We start from the raw sequence: 19,583 nt of genomic DNA, 5'->3' as shown, positions 1-19,583 counted from the left end.
AAGAAAAATATTTGAAACCAACAATATTTCACAAGAAGTTCAATAAACACATAATCATCTGATAATCAATTCATAATTAAACAAATCATTAGGAGCTTAATCCCGCTATCCACTATTACTCCTCGCCCCAAGGCTTTCCCAAGGCTTGCTGTGGGGTAACCGTTACTATCGGGGCTATGGGTATTGGTCTTTCTTATAAACAGACAACACTATTTAGAATTTTCAACCATCTCCCAAATCTCTTATCTTTGCAAAATGGAATTACAACCGATTTTTGAAAAACTGCAGATCCAGGATATGAATCAAATGCAGAAATCTACATACACCGCTTCCGAAAACGAAACCGACATTGTACTACTGTCACCAACAGGCTCTGGAAAAACCTTGGCATTTTTATTTCCGGTTCTTAGAAATTTGAAATCAGATGTTAAAGGAATTCAGGCTTTGATATTGGTTCCCGCAAGAGAATTGGCTTTGCAAATTGAGCAGGTTTTCAAATCGATGGGAACGGATTTCAAAGTTTCCATCGCTTATGGTGGTCACGACAAAAAAATCGAGGTCAACAATCTGATCCAGGCGCCAGCAGTATTGGTTGGAACGCCCGGAAGGATCGCTTACCATTTGAAGAACGAAAACTTCGATCCGGAAACAATCAAGACTTTGGTTTTGGACGAGTTCGACAAAGCTTTGGAATTAGGCTTTCAGGAAGATATGGAATACATTATCGGCTCTTTGACAGGTCTCGAGCAAAGGATCCTGACCTCTGCAACAGTGATGGACAACATACCAAAATTTGTAGAACTTGACAACGAAAAGAAAATCAATTTCCTTAAGGAAAACGAATCAAAACCGAACATCCAGCTTCGCAAAGTGATGACAACTTCCGAAGATAAACTGAACACTTTATTCCAATTGATTTGCAAGATCGGAAACAAAAGAACGTTGATCTTCTGCAACCACAGAGATGCAGTTGACAGAATCTCAGAATTACTAAGAGAAAAAGGAATCCAAAGAGAAACTTTTCACGGCGGAATGGAACAAGACGAACGTGAGCGTGCTCTTTTGAAATTCAGAAATGATTCTGCTAGAATTTTGATTACAACTGATCTGGCTTCCAGAGGTTTGGATGTTCCTGAAGTGGAATCTATCGTTCATTATCAATTACCTCCGAAAGAAGACGCTTTCATCCACAGAAACGGACGTACGGCGAGAATGAACGCAAAAGGTTTTGCTTATCTGATAATGACCGAGGACGAAAATTTCCCATTCATCAAAAGCAATACGCCGGAAGAAAATGTTTCGGAGGCTAATCGAGTTCCTGAAAGAACACCGAATCAAACGATCTACATTAGCGCCGGAAAAAAAGACAAGGTCAACAAAGTAGATATCGTAGGTTATCTCATCAAAAAAGGAGAACTTGAAAAAGACGACATTGGCTTGATTGAGGTAAAAGACACAACTTCTTACGTTGCAGTTAATCGAAAAAAAACCATTGAACTGCTTAAAAAATTAGCCAACGAAAAGTTGAAAGGCAAGAAGGTAAAAATAGAGATCGCTTATTAATAAGCGATCTTTTTTATTGGATTCCAGTAACATTCATCGGCAAAACATATACAGAATTCGAAGCCGTAACGAACAATGTGGAATTACCTTTTCCACCAAAAGTCACATTAGAGGTCCACTCTTCATCAATCGGAATATTGGTTAATTTTTCACCTTTATTATTGAAGATCGTTACACCTTTTCCTGTTAAATAAAGGTTTCCTTGACTATCGAGCGTCATTCCGTCCGAACCCATTTCGCAGAACAATCTTTTTTCGGAAAGTTTGCCTTTGCCTAAAATATCATAAACATAGGTTTTTCCGGCATCGATATCAGAAACATATAGTTTTTTCAGTTTTTGAGAACCGATGATCCCGTTGGGTTGCACGAATGTTTCCAGTTTTGTGATCGTTCCATTTTCATTTCGATAATAAAGACTCTTCTCTGGGATCTCTACTTTGAAGTCTTTCCAATAATCCCTTTCGTACAAAGGATCCGTGAAATAGATGCCACCAAATTTGTCGATCCAAAGGTCATTTGGACCATTTAGCCTTTTGCCTTCGAAACCTTGTGATAAAACTTGGACCTCCTTATTCTTATTGATCTTCCAGATCTCGCCGTTGTCATCGGAACAAGTGATCAGGTTATCGTCTTTATCGAAATAAGTTCCGTTGGCACGTCCTGTTTTGGCGAGAAACAGCTCCACTTTGTTGGTTTGCCAGTTCCAGAAATAGATCTTGTCATTAGGTTGGTCTGTAAAATAGACATTTCCAGATTTGTCAGAAGCCGGACCTTCCGTAAAAGTAAATTGATTTGAAATTAATTTTGGTTCACCTTCAAATAACGATTTATGGTTCTGAATTTGACAATTCATCAAAACCAGCAAAAGTCCCATTAAACTAAACCTCAAATACTTTTTCATAATCTAAATTCTAAAGTTGCAAGTTACAATTTGTGTAAAAGAATTAAAAATAATTATCTTTGAAAACTGGATACAAAGAATGAAACTTAATCTTCCTGACAAACTCTATTATTCTATTGGCGAAGTCGCAAAGGCTTTCGACGTCAACACTTCACTGATTCGCTATTGGGAACAGGAATTCCCGATCATCAAACCTAAGAAAAATAAAAAAGGAAACCGCTACTTCACACCGTCCGACATAGAGAATTTGAAGATTATCTACCACCTCGTAAAAGAGAAGGGTTACACTTTGGATGGAGCACGAGTGGCGCTGACAACCAATACTAAAATCTCGGAAACCATCACCATCATTGACCGTTTGGAATTCATTAAAGCTGAACTTTTGAAGCTTAAAAATTCACTCAACGATTAGATTAATTTTTTTTTCATTAATCCATATTTGATTCATTTTATTTAACTTTGGTTAAAACACAAAAGATGAATCAGAAATTACCTTTCCAGATCCGGAAAAGGCAACTTCTCAGCCTTGCTATTTTCGGAATTCTCATCATTTTTTCACAACTTGCTTTTTCTGTTTATAAAAAGAATAAGCAATACGAGAAACCTAAAATCACCTTTATCACGTCGAAAGTTGAAGAGATTATTCTGACTGAATTTGATCCAAATGAACTTGATGAAAGCCAATGGAAGAATATTGGTTTTAGTGAAAAGCAAGTCAAAACTATTTTAAAATATAAGGAAATTGTTGGCGGAAATTTTAAATCAAAGGAGCAATTCAAAAAATGTTATGCTCTCACGCCAGAGAAGTACGAACAGCTGAAAAACTATATTTTGCTTCCTGAAAGCAATCCAGATTTCAAAAACAATCAATTCGCTTCCAAATCTTACGAAAACAAAAAACTGAATATCAAAGGGAAATTCAATCCAGACTTATATTCTCAGAAAGATTGGGAAAACTTAGGTTTTTCTGAGAAACAAGCTGGCGCAATTCTGAAATACAAAAATTATCTCGGCGGAAGCTTCATCAGCAAAGAAAAGCTGAAAGAATGCTTTATGATCAACGACGAACAATTTGCACAGATGTCGCCGTATCTGATTTTACAAACCAAAACCCCAGAAAATCTAGCTAACAAATTTGAAAAGAAGAAAGAAAAGGAAGCCATCAAAATCAATCAATACTTTGACCCGAACGAACTGAATCTAGAACAATGGCAAGCTTTGGGATTTTCGGAAAAGCAAGCCACTTCAATTTTGAATTATCGTGATAAAATTCTCCGTGGTTCTTTCAAATCGTTGGAAGATATCCAAAGATGCTATATGATTTCAGCAGAAAAATTTGAAGAGATGAAACCTTGGATTAGGATAGTGATACAGGAAAAACCGAAACAAATTGAAGAGAAAATAGCTGTTTCTGAAAAAACGGATTTTGGAAAAATTAATCTTAATGAAATGAGCTTCAAACAACTTCGGGAATTTGGATTTACAGAAAAAGATTCGGCTGGAATCTTAGCTTTTCGAAAGAAACTTGGCGGATTTATTAATAAAAATCAATTGCTGGAAACTTACGAAGTTGATCGAGCTTTAGGCGAAAAACTAATCTATGTAGCAAAACTTGACAACTCGACCGTTGCAAAATACACCCTAGCAAACGCGCCGGAAGATTGGCTGAAAAAACATCCCTATTTCCGATATTCCGCCGACAGAATCATCTATTACAGAATCACAAACCCCGAAGACAAAAAGATCTGGAAATTTTTGAAACTAAAACCTGAGTATGAGGAAAAGATGAGACTATATGTTATAAGTGATAAATGATAGTTGATAGTTGATGGTTGATGGTTGATGGTTGAAAATTAATCACAAAAAATATCGCAGATTAAGTAAATTCAGCAGATGATTATTTTAAAAAAATCTGCAAAATTCACTAAATCTGCGAGAGACAAATCATTTTCAGTTTGATAGATATTAATCAAATGTCTTGCTGGAATCTTCTAACAATCCGTTGAGTTCTGTCATTTCTTCTAGTGTCAGATCTCGCCATTTTCCGACGGGCAAATCGAGTTTGATATTCATAATTCGGACTCTTTTCAGTTTCTTCACTTCGTAGTCCAAATGCTCGCACATCCTTCGGATTTGTCGGTTGAGACCTTGCGTGAGAACGATTCGAAAGTTCATCGTATCGATTTTTTCGACTTCGCATTTCTTGGTTATGGTATCAAGAATTGAAACGCCATTTCTCATTTTCTCAAGAAATTTCTCCGTGATCGGCTTATTGACTCTTACATAATATTCCTTTTCGTGGTTGTTTCTTGCTCTCAATATTTTGTTGACAATATCGCCGTCGGAAGTCAGTAGAATCAATCCTTCACTCGGTTTGTCTAATCTTCCTATTGGGAAAATCCGTTTTGGGTGGTTGATGTATTCGACAATATTATTCTTCTCGCGTTTTGTATCCGTCGTACAAACGATTCCAACTGGTTTGTTGAAAGCGATGTAAACGAAGTCCTCATCCTTTGGTTTGCGGATGGTTTTCCCATCTACGAAAATTTCATCATCATCAGAAACTTTGGTTCCCATTTCTGGAACTATGCCATTGATCGTGATCCTGCCTTCTTCCAAAAGTTTGTCAGCCGCTCTTCTGGAGCAAAATCCAACTTCTGATAAATATTTATTGATTCTTACTTTTTCCAATTTCTTCTAAATCTTTTGCAAAAATATGCTTTATTAAAACTTAATACAACAAAAAAGCTCCACTTTAGAAGTGAAGCTTTTTATCTTTTCAATAAATAAATTGATTATTTCTTGATTAATTTTTGAGTGTGAGAACCGTTTTCCGTCTGTACTTTCACTACATAGCTTCCTTTGCTCAAAGCAGAAACGTTTAATGATTTAGCACCGTCTTTCGTAGTTTTCACCAATTTTCCAGCAGCGTCATAAACTTCTACAGAATTGATTTTTCCAGCAACATCAAAGTTCACAACATCAACAGTTGGGTTTGGATAAACTCGGAAGATGTCTTTTTTAGAAACTTCTGAAGTGCTTATTAGCGACGTGTCTCTAACTTCTATATTATCAACATAGAAACCACTTCCATAGTCATCGGTCATCAAGTCAACAATACTGTAGTTAGCAAGTGTGGGATCAATCGAATTTGTAGCAATCAATGAGGAATCAACATAATAATTAGCCACCTTTGTTGCAAAATCCATTTCAATCTTTACATTGTACCATCTGTTTCCTAAAAACGTTTTGGATGACTCAACAAAATCACCCTCAGTGTAATCATAGACCAAAACGTTACCGTCCCAGTCAAAATCCACACCAGCTACGATATCATAATCCTCATTGTAAATGATTACAAAATTATCCGAACCGTCCAAAGAATCAGCATTTATTGCAAAACTAATTTCTGATCTGTTATAGAAAGAAATTGTTGATTCTACCCCATAATAAGCCTCAACAGCACCATCACCTAAGATTCTCACTGATCTTGCTCCATCAGAAGCTTTAGTTGTTGAAACAACTGTCTTGTTTGCAGGAGCACCTCCCCATGCTGTCCAAGTTTTTTGACCACCTACAGCTCCAACATTATACCCTTCCGAAGCTTCGAAAGAAATTTTTGTTTGCGCATTTACTGAATAAAAAATTGCTGAAGAAGCAATCAAAGAAAATAGAATTTTTTTCATAATTGAATGAATTTAAATTAAACATTTATTTTAAAAGGAAGGCTAAAATAAGCTAAAACATTGGATTAAACAAAGATTCTTAAATTTTGTTTGAATCTCAGCAATGCTTTTACACTAAAATATTTTTACAATAATTGTTTATTAATTATTAAATCAAAATTATCACTTAGATACAATTACAAAATGACAATCATAATATTCTATTGGTAGAAATAACTTTTAGAAAAAAAAATAAAAAAAAATTACAAAATCTACTTTCCATAAACTGTATATCTCTTATTGCTAAAAATAGTGGCACCAAAAGACAAACCTATAAAATAAGCGTTCGAAACGTGGGAATTGTATCTATAAATAAACAAACCGCCTTCTTGAATTAACCGCTTTGAGAATGATTCCTGATAGCCAATTATACCACCAAAATAGTGCGTCTCATTGATATTGGATTGATTGAATTGTTTTCCGTATTCAAATTCCAAAACAAACTTGCCTTCGTCTTTTCCGAAGATGAATTTTGGTTGAAGCGTCCAATTCAAAAGATGAAGATTGTCGGCGACATAATTGTACTTGAACCCAGTTCCCAAGGCAAAAAATGGTAAAATATGATAACCGCCAACCACACCAATTCCGTAAGTTAGTTTATTTGGTAAGTTGGGCGCAATCTCTTGTTGGTAATATGGAGAATCTCGATTTTGACTTTCTGCTATTGAGTTTCCAAGATTATAACCAGCTTGGATATTTGGGCTGATGTAAAAGCCCATCGTTTTGCTTTCGTTTTGTCCAAAAAGTAAAACCGAAAAAACAAGAAATGAAACGAGTAAAATTTTCTTCATTTAATTAGTAAGTCTTTGTAAAATTGATAATTCTCAAAATATTTATTTTTAAGCTAAATGCAAAAAGCAAACTGTCAAAAGCCAATTATTCTGATACTTCAAAATCATCATTGATAAAATCTGAACTTGCATTTTCTACAGAATATTCTCCAATTTTCGTCCGTCTGAGTTGTGTTAAATATGCACCAACATCAAGTTCCTGCCCAATATCGTGCGCCAGACTTCGGATGTAAGTTCCTTTGCTACAACCAACTATGAAGGATACGAATGGAAGATTAATTTCTATTTGATTAAGATAATGTATTGTGGTTTTTCTGGATTTCATTTCCACTTCTGCTCCAGCTCTTGCCAGGTCGTAAGCACGTTTTCCATCAACTTTCAATGCAGAAAAAACGGGTGGTTTTTGATCGATTTCACCTATGAATTTTACCAACGTTTCATGAATCTGTTCCGTCGTGATGTGAGAATATTCGGTTGGGAGAATTTCGGGTTTCTCTGTGTCGTAAGATTCGGTTTGAACACCGATTTTTACTTCTGTCCAATATTCCTTTGGCGCATCTTGGATTTCTGGAATCCTCTTGGTGAATTTTCCTGTGCAAACAATCAATAATCCTGTCGCTCTTGGATCCAAAGTACCCGCGTGACCAATTTTGAATTTCTTCGGTAATTCTGGAAACTCTCTTTTGAGTTTGTACTTCAACTTATTGACCGCCTGGAAAGAAGTCCAATCCAAAGGTTTGTCCAATAGAAATATTTGTCCGGATTGTAGGTCTTCTGCTGTCATTTGAGTTGGAGCATTTGAGGGTTGGAGTGTTTGAGAGTTGGAGCGCTGGAGAGTTTTGAAAAAATTTCTTTTAACAGAGAAAAAAGCCTTGTCAAGGTTTGAAACCTTGATAAGGCTGAAAATATCGTTTTTAGTTATTTAAAAAAATAAAAATAAATCAACAAGCCAATCCCAACCACAATTCGGTACCAGCCCCAAGGTTTGAAACCGTATTTGTTTAAAAGACTAATGAAAGATTTGATCGCAATCCAAGCAACAACAAAAGCCACAACATTTCCAACAATGAAAATCATAATATGATCCTGCGATTCCAAGATCATCTCGTAACCTTTCTGCGGATGAAGTGTTTCTTTACCCCAAGTTTTCACGAAAACGGAATAAAGTGTCACAGCCAACATCGTCGGAACAGCGAGGAAAAATGAAAATTCGGCGGCCGCTTTTCTCGACAATCCTTGTGTCATACCACCAATGATGGAAGCCGCACTTCTACTCGTCCCCGGCATCATCGCTAAACATTGCCAAAACCCGATGATCACAGCTTTCTTGATGGAAATCTCTTTCTCATCGTGGATCAGAGGATTTTTGAACCAACTGTCGGCAAACAACAAAACCACACCGCCCAAAACCAAAACAGTTGAGATGGCAATTTGATTTCCTAAAACAGATTCGATCAAATCATCAAGAAAAAAACCAATTCCCAAAGCTGGCATTACTGCAAAAGCGAGTTTATAATAAAACTGCAAATTGGAAAAATCAAAGAACTTTTTGCCATAAGCCACAACCACGGAAAGTATTGCCCCAAATTGGATAGATACTTGAAACATCTTTAGAAATTCTGTTTCTTCCAAACCCATCAGACTTGCGGCGAAACCCATATGAGCGGTGGAAGATATTGGAAGATATTCTGTAAGTCCTTCTATGATTGCGATGATGATCGCTTTGATTAAATCCATTATTAGTTTAAATTAAAAAAACTTTGTCAAAGTTCGGAACTTTGACAAAGTTTGTATGTTGAAAAGTAAAAATTATTTATTTCTTTTTAGAATTGCGAAAATCTGAACCACGAATCCTGCAATCACAAGCAGTGGCGCCAATCGGATTCTTCGGAAGGAGAAAATATCGTTGTTCCAATAAGTCGGATCGAATTTCCCGTCGGGCGTTGTGTTGGCATCTGGACCCATCATCAGGACAAATCCTAGGACAATCAAACCTAAACCGATCAACATCAATTTGAAATTCTTGTTTCCGAAATAGAATGCTTTTTTCTCTACAGTGTCAGTGGATTTGCCGTACTGATCTGCAGAATATTTATTTGTTTTTTTTGCCATTTTTTAAGAATAATAAAGATCATCCACGTTGCTTCTCAGGAATCTCCAAGTTGCAAAGATAGTACTTGCAACGGTAATGAAAACTCCAACCAGCAAAATGATGATGATAAGCAATATATATTGGTTTGTATCTTGAACGAAAGGTGTTCCAATCTGATTGGTAAAGTAATACCAAAGTCCACCCAGAGCGAGAATTCCGATGAAAGAACCGATCAATCCGAGAACTAAAGCTTCTTTGATAAACGGCATCAAAATGAATCTACGCTTCGCCCCAACCAACTGCATCGTTTTGATAATGAATCGCTTAGAGAATATTTTCAGTCGAATTGAGTTATTAATCAAAACAATGGCAACAATCAAGAACAAAATTGAAAATGCCAAAATCCAAGTCAGAATTCGATTCAAATTGTTGTAAACATCAATCGTCAATTGATTGTCATTCGCCACATCTTTCACACCGTTGATGGCTTTCAGTTGGGATACCACGCTGTCTATTTTTGCAGGATCTACGAACTCCGGTTTCAAAGTCACCTCAACAGATGCAGGAAAAATATCTTCTTCGAAAAGCGCGTCTGCATCTATTCCCAACTGTTTCTTAGCAAGAACTGTTGCCTGTTGTTTTGAGATATATTTGGCCTGCTTTACGTAATTTTGCTGTTTGATTTTTGCAAAGGTTTCTTCTTGAAATTTAAGGGTTTTAGCAGAATCTCTCGGATCCAAATATTCTTCGAAGTAAGCTTCCACAACCAATTGTTCCTTGATATAATCAGAATATTTCTGAGCATTGATCAAAATCAACCCAAATAAACCTACAAGGAATAAAACCAGTGAAATACTGATAACCACAGTAATATTACTGGATCTAAGTCTGCTTTTATTAAAATCATCAACTGTCTTTGGCATCAAAAAAATTTTTGCTAAAATAGAGAATTTCGTTTAATAAGCGACGTTTCTCACTGTTAATAAAATCATAAATGCGAGTGGAAAATGACATTGCAGAATTATCTTTCATAATTAAATACAATCGGCATTTTAATTGTTTAAGGAAAATCACCAAATCAAAATTATGAGACTCATCCGCAAACCATCGGGAAAAAATTTTTCTTACGTCGATAAAAACAATGAGAGGCTGAAAGACAAAGAAAAAATCGAATATATCAAATCATTAGTCATTCCGCCAGCGTGGACAGGCGTGGAAATCACCACCAATAAAAGCGCAAAGATCTTAGCCGTCGGAAGAGACCAAAAAGGGAGAAAACAATACATCTACAACCCGAAATTCCGAGCGAAAAAAGATGCGGACAAATTTGACAGAATCCTTCACTTTGCAGAAAAATTGGAACATATGCGACGCGTAACTGGTCAACATCTCAGAAAGAAAAAAATGACCCGGGAAAAAGTTTTGGCCGCGATGGTGAGACTTTTGGACTCAGCATATTTCCGTCCTGGAAGTCCGAAATACACACAGCAAAATCAAAGTTATGGACTTACAACTATTCGAAAAAAACATTTGGAAATTGCTGGTGACGAGATGATCTTTTCCTACAAAGGAAAATCTGGGAAGTTTCAAGAAAAACACATTATCAATTCCAAATTGACAAAGGTGATTTCTGAAATTGAAGAATTGCCAGGCTACCGACTTTTCAAATATTACGATAAGGACAACAACTTGATTACAGTTGAAAGTCAAGACCTTAACCAATATATCCGAGAAATAATGGGCGACGAGTTTTCCGCGAAGGATTTCCGAACTTGGGCTGGAACAATGATTGCCGCGGGAATCTTGGACGAATTGGGAATCTGCGAAGAAAAACAGCAGAAAGAACTCAAAAAGAGAATCCGAAATGCGATTGTAGCCGTTTCTGAAAAATTAGGAAATACGCCTTCTGTTGCGAGAGATTCTTACATCGATCCGAGAATTTTTGAACATTACAAAAACGGTCACACGGTTCATTACTTCCAAAAAGAAATCAAAAAACTTTTGAAGAAAAATGAAAATCTATCGGAAACAGAAGTTGGCGTATTGTATATGTTAAAATCAAAATTAAAACCAACAAAAGCTCCGACCGCAAAACCTAAAAAAAGTTCACCAAAGCGAAAAAACAGAATTTCAGCTTGATAAATATTTGAAAACTGTCCCTATTTTGTTGATGAGATAGGTAGGCAACATTGCTTCTTTGGAGAATTCCTCCGCACAAAAATCGCCTGCTTTTCCGTGAAGCCACACGCCGAAAATGCAGGCTTTTTCGATGTCGTATTTTTGAGACATCAATGAAGTTAAAATCCCAGTCAAGACATCACCACTTCCGCCTTTTGCCATTCCAGAATTTCCCGTGATGTTATATAAAACCTTTCTGTCAGGCGTAATGACTGCAGTATGATGGTCTTTCAGAATAATGAATATTTGCAATTCTTCAGCTTTGTTTTTCGCTAACTCCAATCGTTCAAAGGAATTCTCAGTTTTCCCAAACAACCTTTCAAATTCCAAGGGATGTGGCGTGATGACAGCGTTTTTCGGAATTAAATTAATCCCATCCTTCTCCGCCAAAATATTAAGCGCATCGGCATCCAAAACCATTGGATCTTTGTATGACTTGAGAAAATCAAACAGCGCATTTTGAGTTTTTGTTTCTTTGCCCAAACCTGGTCCGATTCCGTAAACTGCCTTATCCACAATTTCGATCTTCTCAATATATTTTTCTCCAGAATCCATAAACATTGCTTCCGGTGCTTGCGATTGGAGAATCAGATTTCCACATTCTGGGGCAATTGTGAAAGTCAATCCGCTTCCTGTTCTAAGCGCGGACAATGTGGACATCAATATCGCGCCGACTTTTCCATAACTTCCGCCAACCAAAATACTTTTCCCGAAAGTTCCTTTGTGACTGAAATCGTCGCGAGGTCTATAAATTTCTTTGACGAGATTTTCATCAATAACAAAATAATCAGTTTCTGTTTCATCAATAAAATTTTCATCCAAGCCAATATCCAAAACCATCACTTTTCCACAAAATTTTCCCGTTTCCGAATGCAGAAAACTTCTTTTGTAAAACTGGAAAGTCAATGTGAAATCTGCTTTTAAAACTGTTGCGTTTTCATCAATCAATCTGTCGGCGTACAAACCTGTTGGAATATCGATTGAAATTTTTTGAACGTTTGTTTGATTTAATTTATTGATGATGTTCTCAGTATTTCCAGATAGTTTTCTATTCAATCCATAACCAAAAATTGCGTCAATAATGACCGTTTTTTCATCTTTTAAAATAGAGAAATCGGAAAAATATTTGATATTGATTCCACTGATTTGTTTTAATTTCTTTAGATTCATTTTCGCATCCGCAGAAAAATCTTTTTGATTCTCATCAATATAAACTTCGACATCGAAACTTTTTTCATAAAGCATTCTTCCAATTGCAAATCCATCGCCACCATTATTTCCGTTACCGCAGAAAATCAAGAACTTATGAATTGTTTTAAAATTAACACCGATCCAATCCACACAAGCTTTCGACGCTTTTTCCATTAGATTAATAGAAGAAATCCCCGTTCCGATAGTTGCAGTGTCGCAGTCCTTGATTTGTTTTGCTGTGAGAATTTTCATTATTGATAATTAAAAAGATCTTATCAAATTTAGCTAATAAAATAATTATAGATTATCAAAAAATAAAGTGTTTTTAATAAAAAAATTATATTTTTGTTATAACCAACTATAAAAATGCAACTATGGGATTTTTTAAAGAATTTAAAGACTTTGCTGTCAAAGGAAATGTGATTGATTTGGCTGTCGGTGTGATCATTGGTGGTGCTTTTGGAAAAATCGTAACGTCTTTGGTAGATGACATCATTACACCAGCGCTTCTTGATCCTGCTTTGAAAGCAATCAACGCTGAGAATCTTTCGCAACTAGTACTTCCTGGAACAGCGATTAAATACGGGAACTTTCTGGCAGCTGCTATTTCGTTTACGATTGTTGCATTTGCCTTATTCCTAATGATCAAAGGCATCAACAGATTGAAGAAAGAAGAAGTAAAACCTGAAGCAGCGCCAGCAGGACCAACTCAGGAAGAACTTTTGATTCAAATCAGAGACTTACTGAAAGAGAAAAATTAAATTTCCTACTAGATAAAACAAAACGCCACTTTTCAGTGGCGTTCTGTTAGTTTATTGTGGAATCAAGTCTAATTCTAAAATATTGTTAGTTTTCTTAAGATTTTCTCTGGCTCTTTTTTCCATTTCCTTTAGTTGTTGATTCATATCCAGTTTTTTTCCAGATTCGTCTGTTATCATCACCTCTCCTTCTGTGTACATTTTTCTCATCCCAGAAACTGGATCTTTCCAGTAAGCTTTGTAAACAGATTTCAATTTCTTATCATCTATTTTAACTTCTTGATTTGTAAATCCAACTTTATAATCTCTGGGCAAAATATTTTTTTTCACAGCTTCAAGTTGCATCACATGGGTTTTGCTGGCATCTTCCATTTTGATGATTAAACCTGGCAAACCATGAAATTTGTAAGGACCGTCTTGGATTGGAATCTCTTCTGAAAACCAAGCTGTCCATTTTCTACCTGCAAATTCCGTGGTTGCTTTTTGCGTATTCCATTCTCCGATTTTTTCTTTTTCGGGAAGGATTTTCCATTTCAATTTTCTGGAATCATTCACCTGATAATCTTGCATATTGACATTCATCAAACCTGTTACAGCAAAATCAGGATAAGTTTTTATGATTTTATATCTGACCACGCCCCTGTGCTTGTCGCTCATATTGATGGGAGCACTTATTTCGTTTGTTGATTCTCTTTTCTTAAATTCTGCACTCATTACAGAATCATTTAGATAAACACTTTCACTGTAATAGCGTGAACTTTTACTTTCGATGTCCAAAGTCATTAGCTCTTCTCTTTTGGTCTCCGCATCCGTCGAATCTGTTTGGAATTGATATTTGTAGTAGAATCTTTGGTTTTGAGAATAGATTGAAATCGAAATTGTCAAAAGAATGGTTAAAATTAGTTTTTTCATGGATAGAATTTTCAAGTTTGAACTAAATTACGATTTATTTCACAATATCAAGTTCTATTCTATTATTGTCTTTTTTGATTTGAGCTTTCAGACGATCTTCATTTTCTTTTGCAACTTTGGAACTTGTGCCATCTTTTCCTGTCATTACGATCGTCGCACCGCCCATTTGCATTTGTCTTATTCCTTTTGTTGGATCGTTTTCATAATCTTTGATGATTTTTTGAAATTGTTTGGAATTGATAGCAATCTCTTTAGCTTCAAATACATTGATGTCCAACTCGCCACTAATATTTTTAATGCCTTTCAGTTCCATTTTATGAGAACCATTTTTATCTTCAACTTTGACAATCAAACCGGGCAAACCATTGAATTTATATGGTCCATCTTGAATTGGAATCTCGGTAGAAAACCACGCAACCCAATGTCTTCCAGCGAAATCAGCTTCAGCTTTTTGTGCGTTCCACTCGCCTATTTTTTCTTTTTCTGATGAGATCTTCCAATTGATTTTTCTGTCTTCCGAGATTTTGTACTTGTCCATCCCAAGTCTTCTGTGAAGAAAGGTTTTATAATCTGGATAAGTTTTTGTCACAGAATATCTCACTTCGCCTTTTCTCATCTCAGATGTTATATTGATGGAACCAGTTGCCGCCAATTGTTTTTCGAGATTCACTTTCATTGCAGAATCTGCATTGAAAACCGTGTAGCTGTAATATTTGGAACCTTCTTTTGTGGTGTCTAGAAACATCATTTCTGTTTTCACATCTTCCACGTTTGTAGAATCAGAAATGAATTTGTACTCGTAGATAAAACGTTTGTTTTGAGCAGTTGCCAAAGTGCCGATTAAAGCAAAGAGTAGAATTAGTTGTTTCATATTTTTGGAATATTAAAAAAGCCGGCGAACCGGCTAAAGTGTTAAAAATGAAATTATTATTTGGTTACAATTTTGATTGTACTGACTTTATTCTCTTTTAAAACATCTACAGTTCTAATATCTTTTGAACTGATGTTCTTAAAATCCGCAGATGAGATTTTCTGTCCATTAAGATAATAATTCGTCTTGGGAGAATCTTCTGTATAAGTGGCAACACCTACATAGGAAATATTATTCACAGCTGGTCTTGCTTTTGCATCGACAGATATGATCCAAGGGCTATTCTGTCCAGCTTCCTTATTTAGTTCTCTTTGTTTGAGTTGAAGTTTCTTTTGCTCTTCTTGCAGTTCAAGTTGCTTTTTTCTCAACTCTTTTCTTTTTTTCTCCAATTTCTTGATTTCTCTTGGAGTCAGTTTTACAGCTTCTGTATTATAAAACACATCGCTATCAAAATTATACTCGAATTTTGGTAAATCTTTGAACTGGAGAGATTTTGAAGCATTAATTCCGTAAGCCACGGTGCCATCTGTAAAAGCATCTTTCCCAAACTGATCTGTGATCATCTTGTGAAAGTCTGCCTCACTGTATATTTTTCCAATATTATCAACACTTGTTTGAGCTAATTTTTCAGCATTGGCAATTCTTATTCTGAACTCTGACTCTGGAGAGTTGACTCTTGCCACAGCTTCCTCTGCTCTTTTTTCAGCATCCGCAATTCTCTTTTTTAATTCCGGAGAGTTAACTCTTTTTTCAGCTTCCAAAGCACGCTTTTCGGCGTCAGCAATTCTTTTTTTAAACTCTGGAGAATTCACTCTTTTCTCTGCTTCTTTTGCACTTTTCTCAGCAAGAGCAATTTTGTTTTTGAACGCTGGAGAATCATATATTTTCGCTACCGCTTCTGCATTTCCCTCCAATCCTTTGATATTGTTTTTGTAATTGTCAGAGCTTACAATATTTTCCATTTGACTGGCAAGCGTTTCCATATCTTTCTCCAAAGCTTTGTATTCAGGTGTCTCCTCTTTCTTAGCTTTTTTAAGTGCTGACAATTCTTTGCCTTTGTCAGCCAACTTTTTACTGATCGCCGACATCTTCAAATGGTCTTCCTGCAAAGCATCGGAATAGACGCGAGCTTGTCTCTGATGCTCGGTCGATAAACTGTCCAGCTCGGAAGTTTTAGGTTTGATCGTGTCGTTTTTAAGTTCGTTTACCGCTATTTCTATAGCTTGGTTTGTTTCCGTGATCTCTTTATTTTTCGCATTTACCATATAGGCAAACACCATAAAGAATAAAATTGGTAGCGCAAAAAGTTTGCGTGCGTAGCTGTACTTGGTTTGGTTTTTTGTAAGCATTTTAAGTCTTTTTTTGAGGTTAGATGATAAAAAAGGACTCGTGACAGGAAGCACCGACCCAGAGAAATGACTCTCCAAAAGCATCTGCGCAAATGCTCTCGTGTCGGATTTGTTCACTGCCTTGTTGTCCGCCAAGTATTCGTGAATAAGATTGATTTCTTTGTTGATAAAATAAAACACAGGATTAAACCAGAACAACGATTTTACAGTCTGCATCAGGAGTTTGTCCCAACTGTGTTTTTGTTGGATGTGGACCATCTCGTGCTTCAAGATCTGCTGTCCTACAGGCGAATCCAATTGGATGGACTGCTTCCAGAACAGATTTCGGAAGAATGAAAATGGTGCGTTGTTTAAGTTAGTCTGATAAAATTTGATCCCTTCTATCGTCTCGTTCGGAAACTTATTTTTGATAGATTGGATCTTCGTAATTCCTAATATTAATATAACTAAAAGAATGATTGAAACCACTCCACTAATTGCATAAAGAATTTGATAAATAGTGAGATCATTGGTTGAGTTTTGTAGTTGATTTTGATTGAGTTGACTTAGCAACAAGTAAAAATTCTGATTGGTCTCGATGGTGAAGTACGAAACCTTTATCAGTGGCAGTACCAAGCTGATAATGACCGTCAGTAAAAGGTAAAAACGATTGTAGTGATGAAATGTTTTATCCTTTAAGAATAACAAATAGTAAGCAAACATCACCCCTGAACACAGGATCATCTTGCCCAAATAAAACATAAAAGCTTCCATTAGTCCTTATTTTTAAGTTCATCCAACAAAAGTTCCAGATCTTCTACACTGATCTCATTTTTTTCTACCAAAAACGAAACAGCATTGGTGTAAGAACCTTCGAAATAATTTTTCACGAGACTTTTGATCGATCTTCCGCTGTAGTTCTCTTTACTAATGAGTGGAAAATATTCGTGTTGTCTGCCAAAGGTCTTATGACTTACAAAGCCTTTCTCCATCAGGATTTTAAGGATTGTAGAAATGGTATTGGTATGAGGTTTTGGCTCGGGAAACAATTCCAAAACGTCTTTCAGGAACCCTTTCTCTATTTGCCAAAGATATTGCATCACTTGCTCTTCTGCTTTGGTTAGCTTATTCATAATCTTTACTTTTAAAAACAATCAATCTTATATCACTAAAAACTTAGTAATACAAATGTAGGATTATTTTTCATTCGTACAACTATTTTTTTAGTTAAATGAAGTTAAAAAATTAATCTCTCTGATTTTCAGAGTTTAAAATTGGATTATTTCTAAAATCGAATCTCAAACTTGACTTGTATTGAAAAAGCAGTATCTTTGCACCACAATATCGCGAGGTAGAGCAGTAGGTAGCTCGTCGGGCTCATAACCCGGAGGTCGCACGTTCGAGTCGTGTCCTCGCAACCAAATCAAGAGAATCACAGTGTGGTTCTCTTTTTTTATTTTACTTTGTTGACAAATCCGTCTACATTTTGTAGTTTTTGGTAGACGAAGTTTGATTTTTGTCTACCAAAATTTTATTTGAAACTTTCCTAAATTTATTTTTCTATAAAATTTTTGTCTAATAAATTTTCAATTATAGTTCATAAAAAAAATAAAAACCCCAATTCACTTGACTTGTATCAAAAAAGCTGTATATTTGCACTACAATATCGCGAGGTAGAGCAGTAGGTAGCTCGTCGGGCTCATAACCCGGAGGTCGCACGTTCGAGTCGTGTCCTCGCAACCAAACTAAGAGAATCAATTTTTTGATTCTCTTTTTTTATTTAAAATTCGTAAATTTGATTATGGCAAAAACCCTAAAAATATATCCGGAAAACCCACAGGAAAACCTTATCAACGAAGCGGTTAAGGTTTTGCAGAATGGAGGTGTTATCATCTACCCTTCCGATACGATCTACACGATCGGTTGTGATATTTACAATCACAAGGCGATGGAAAGACTTGCCCAGATCAAAGGAATCAAATTGGATAAGCACAAGTTCTCTATCATTTGTAATGACCTAAGCCATCTTTCCGAATTTACCAAGCCGATAGAAACGGCAACTTTCAGATTTCTGAAAGCACATTTGCCTGGGCCTTTCACCTTCATTTTGGAAGCCAACAGAAATTTACCTACATCTTATAAAGGTCATAAAACCGTAGGAATCCGGGTTCCTGATCATATTGTTCCGCAAATGATCGTTGAAAAGTTGGGACATCCGATTGTTTCCACTTCTATTCACGCAGATGATGAGATCTTGGAGTATTCCACAGATCCGGAATTGATCGCTGAGAAATATGAAAAGTTGGTTGACCTCGTTATCGATTCTGGTTATGGTGACAACACTGCTTCCACCATCGTTGACCTGACTTCTGGCGAACCGGAAATCCTTAGACAAGGGAAAGGAATATTATAAAGATATTCGAGAGCCTCAGACTGACAAATATTAGTTCCAAGTTCAAAGTTTTGAGTTAAACACTTTGAACATTAAACCATTAACTTTAAACCATTCAATGAAATTCGTTACTTCTCCAGCAAAATTGATGAACATAGAAAATTCGACGGAATTTTTGAAATCTACAACTCCGAAATTCATCAAGGATTCTGAATTTATCCAATCCCATTTGAAAGAGAAATCACCAAAATATCTTTCTGAATTGATGGAAATCTCTACCAAATTGGCTGATGAAAACTGGGAACGCAATCAGAAATGGAGCGCAAAACCTACGGCAAAAAATTCAGCGCCGGCAATGTTTGCTTTCACAGGCGAAGTTTACCGAGGTTTGGATGCGAAAACTTTAGATAAAAACGCGGTAGATTATCTTCAGAAAAATTACAGGATCTTGTCCGGACTTTATGGATTATTGAAGCCGTCCGATAAAGTGATGCTGTACCGTTTGGAAATGGGACGACCATTCAAATTTGATTCTTATAAAAACATCTATGAATTCTGGACCGAGAAAGTGACGGAACAACTGAATTCTGAATTGAAAAAAGGAGAATTGCTCATCAATCTCGCGAGTACAGAATATTTCAAAGTCATCGACAAAAAGGCGTTGAAGGCGAAAGTCATCGATTTTGAATTCAAGCAAATACAGCCAGATGGAAAATTGAAAACCATTGTGGTTTACACGAAACACGCTCGTGGATTGGTTTTGCGTTTCTGCGCCGAGAAACAAGTGAAAACTTTGGATGAAATTAAAGCTTTCAATTACGAGAATTATTTGTTTGATGAAAAATTGTCGACCGAAACCAATTTGGTTTTTACGAGATAAT

At 36.1% G+C, this 19,583-nt stretch carries 20 protein-coding genes and 2 tRNA genes; 9 read left to right on the top strand and 13 right to left on the bottom strand.

The window, feature by feature from the left end; translation table 11 throughout:
- Positions 1 to 255 precede the first annotated feature (255 nt).
- Positions 256 to 1,563 carry a DEAD/DEAH box helicase gene (locus IO90_RS06155; RefSeq protein WP_034965022.1) on the top strand — a complete coding sequence of 436 codons (1,308 nt, stop codon included), beginning with the start codon at positions 256 to 258 and terminating at the stop codon, positions 1,561 to 1,563.
- Between the two features lie 13 nt (positions 1,564 to 1,576).
- Here the strand turns inward: IO90_RS06155 and IO90_RS06150 are convergent, their stop codons facing one another.
- Entirely contained in the window at positions 1,577 to 2,464 is an 888-nt protein-coding gene (locus tag IO90_RS06150) for an SMP-30/gluconolactonase/LRE family protein (RefSeq protein ID WP_034965021.1), read from the bottom strand.
- Positions 2,465 to 2,543: 79 nt separating this feature from the next.
- Here IO90_RS06150 and IO90_RS06145 point away from each other — a divergent pair, with 79 nt between their 5' ends.
- Positions 2,544 to 2,876: a MerR family transcriptional regulator gene (locus IO90_RS06145; protein WP_034965019.1), complete on the top strand. Its 333-nt coding sequence runs from the start codon at positions 2,544 to 2,546 to the stop codon at positions 2,874 to 2,876.
- A 65-nt stretch (positions 2,877 to 2,941) separates the two neighbouring features.
- Positions 2,942 to 4,279: a helix-hairpin-helix domain-containing protein gene (locus IO90_RS06140; RefSeq protein WP_034965018.1), complete on the top strand. Its 1,338-nt coding sequence runs from the start codon at positions 2,942 to 2,944 to the stop codon at positions 4,277 to 4,279.
- Between the two features lie 150 nt (positions 4,280 to 4,429).
- Here IO90_RS06140 and rluF read toward each other — a convergent pair whose 3' ends face one another.
- The 7 genes from rluF to IO90_RS06105 form a co-directional block, all read right to left on the bottom strand.
- Positions 4,430 to 5,155, bottom strand: coding sequence for a 23S rRNA pseudouridine(2604) synthase RluF (gene rluF / locus IO90_RS06135; protein WP_034965017.1), 726 nt, complete (start codon positions 5,153 to 5,155; stop codon positions 4,430 to 4,432).
- Positions 5,156 to 5,259: 104 nt separating this feature from the next.
- On the bottom strand, positions 5,260 to 6,150 hold the full coding sequence (locus IO90_RS06130) for a T9SS type A sorting domain-containing protein (protein WP_034965015.1): 891 nt from the start codon (positions 6,148 to 6,150) through the stop codon (positions 5,260 to 5,262).
- A gap of 251 nt (positions 6,151 to 6,401) precedes the next feature.
- A complete protein-coding gene (locus tag IO90_RS06125) occupies positions 6,402 to 6,980 on the bottom strand; it encodes a hypothetical protein (RefSeq protein WP_034965013.1) in 579 nt (192 codons plus the stop codon).
- A gap of 85 nt (positions 6,981 to 7,065) precedes the next feature.
- The gene (gene truB / locus IO90_RS06120; RefSeq protein WP_034965012.1) at positions 7,066 to 7,764 is read right to left on the bottom strand and encodes a tRNA pseudouridine(55) synthase TruB; all 699 of its coding nucleotides are present in this window, start codon (positions 7,762 to 7,764) and stop codon (positions 7,066 to 7,068) included.
- Between the two features lie 134 nt (positions 7,765 to 7,898).
- On the bottom strand, positions 7,899 to 8,717 hold the full coding sequence (locus tag IO90_RS06115; RefSeq protein ID WP_034965011.1) for an undecaprenyl-diphosphate phosphatase: 819 nt from the start codon (positions 8,715 to 8,717) through the stop codon (positions 7,899 to 7,901).
- A 72-nt stretch (positions 8,718 to 8,789) separates the two neighbouring features.
- On the bottom strand, positions 8,790 to 9,092 hold the full coding sequence (locus IO90_RS06110) for a DUF3098 domain-containing protein (protein ID WP_034965009.1): 303 nt from the start codon (positions 9,090 to 9,092) through the stop codon (positions 8,790 to 8,792).
- A 3-nt stretch (positions 9,093 to 9,095) separates the two neighbouring features.
- Positions 9,096 to 9,995: a cell division protein FtsX gene (locus IO90_RS06105; protein ID WP_034965008.1), complete on the bottom strand. Its 900-nt coding sequence runs from the start codon at positions 9,993 to 9,995 to the stop codon at positions 9,096 to 9,098.
- A gap of 163 nt (positions 9,996 to 10,158) precedes the next feature.
- Here IO90_RS06105 and IO90_RS06100 point away from each other — a divergent pair, with 163 nt between their 5' ends.
- Positions 10,159 to 11,211: a DNA topoisomerase IB gene (locus IO90_RS06100; RefSeq protein ID WP_076768767.1), complete on the top strand. Its 1,053-nt coding sequence runs from the start codon at positions 10,159 to 10,161 to the stop codon at positions 11,209 to 11,211.
- Here the strand turns inward: IO90_RS06100 and IO90_RS06095 are convergent.
- Positions 11,203 to 12,693, bottom strand: a complete 1,491-nt coding sequence (locus tag IO90_RS06095) for a bifunctional ADP-dependent NAD(P)H-hydrate dehydratase/NAD(P)H-hydrate epimerase (protein ID WP_034965007.1) — start codon at positions 12,691 to 12,693, stop codon at positions 11,203 to 11,205. The two genes, IO90_RS06100 and IO90_RS06095, sit on opposite strands and share 9 nt — an antisense overlap.
- Positions 12,694 to 12,815: 122 nt before the next feature.
- On the opposite strand from IO90_RS06095, the gene mscL reads away from it, so the two are divergent.
- Complete coding sequence (gene mscL, locus IO90_RS06090; protein WP_034965006.1) at positions 12,816 to 13,202, top strand: large conductance mechanosensitive channel protein MscL; 387 nt, start codon at positions 12,816 to 12,818, stop codon at positions 13,200 to 13,202.
- Between the two features lie 51 nt (positions 13,203 to 13,253).
- Here the strand turns inward: mscL and IO90_RS06085 are convergent, their stop codons facing one another.
- The 4 genes from IO90_RS06085 to IO90_RS06070 are packed head-to-tail and all read right to left on the bottom strand — an operon-like array spanning position 13,254 to position 17,443.
- Positions 13,254 to 14,111, bottom strand: a complete 858-nt coding sequence (locus IO90_RS06085) for a GLPGLI family protein (RefSeq protein ID WP_034965004.1) — start codon at positions 14,109 to 14,111, stop codon at positions 13,254 to 13,256.
- 34 nt (positions 14,112 to 14,145) lie between these two features.
- Positions 14,146 to 14,982: a GLPGLI family protein gene (locus IO90_RS06080; RefSeq protein ID WP_034965002.1), complete on the bottom strand. Its 837-nt coding sequence runs from the start codon at positions 14,980 to 14,982 to the stop codon at positions 14,146 to 14,148.
- Between the two features lie 56 nt (positions 14,983 to 15,038).
- On the bottom strand, positions 15,039 to 17,084 hold the full coding sequence (locus IO90_RS18310; protein ID WP_051878355.1) for a M56 family metallopeptidase: 2,046 nt from the start codon (positions 17,082 to 17,084) through the stop codon (positions 15,039 to 15,041).
- Positions 17,084 to 17,443, bottom strand: coding sequence for a BlaI/MecI/CopY family transcriptional regulator (locus IO90_RS06070; RefSeq protein WP_034965001.1), 360 nt, complete (start codon positions 17,441 to 17,443; stop codon positions 17,084 to 17,086). The genes IO90_RS18310 and IO90_RS06070 overlap by 1 nt, the downstream gene beginning before the upstream one ends.
- 212 nt (positions 17,444 to 17,655) lie before the next feature.
- On the opposite strand from IO90_RS06070, the gene IO90_RS06065 reads away from it, so the two are divergent.
- The 4 genes from IO90_RS06065 (at position 17,656) to yaaA (ending at position 19,582) form a co-directional block, all read left to right on the top strand.
- Positions 17,656 to 17,731, top strand: a tRNA-Met gene (locus tag IO90_RS06065).
- A gap of 246 nt (positions 17,732 to 17,977) precedes the next feature.
- Positions 17,978 to 18,053: transfer RNA gene (locus IO90_RS06060), tRNA-Met, on the top strand.
- Positions 18,054 to 18,111: 58 nt separating this feature from the next.
- Positions 18,112 to 18,723 (top strand): L-threonylcarbamoyladenylate synthase, encoded by a 612-nt coding sequence (locus IO90_RS06055; RefSeq protein WP_034964999.1) that lies wholly within the window; start codon positions 18,112 to 18,114, stop codon positions 18,721 to 18,723.
- A gap of 97 nt (positions 18,724 to 18,820) precedes the next feature.
- The gene (gene yaaA, locus IO90_RS06050) at positions 18,821 to 19,582 is read left to right on the top strand and encodes a peroxide stress protein YaaA (RefSeq protein WP_034964998.1); all 762 of its coding nucleotides are present in this window, start codon (positions 18,821 to 18,823) and stop codon (positions 19,580 to 19,582) included.
- The last annotated feature ends 1 nt before the right edge of the window (position 19,583 follow it).

It is taken from the genome of Chryseobacterium sp. FH1 (assembly GCF_000735135.1).
Classification (GTDB): Bacteria; Bacteroidota; Bacteroidia; order Flavobacteriales; family Weeksellaceae; genus Epilithonimonas.
This window is presented reverse-complemented; position numbering and strand designations above follow the sequence as displayed.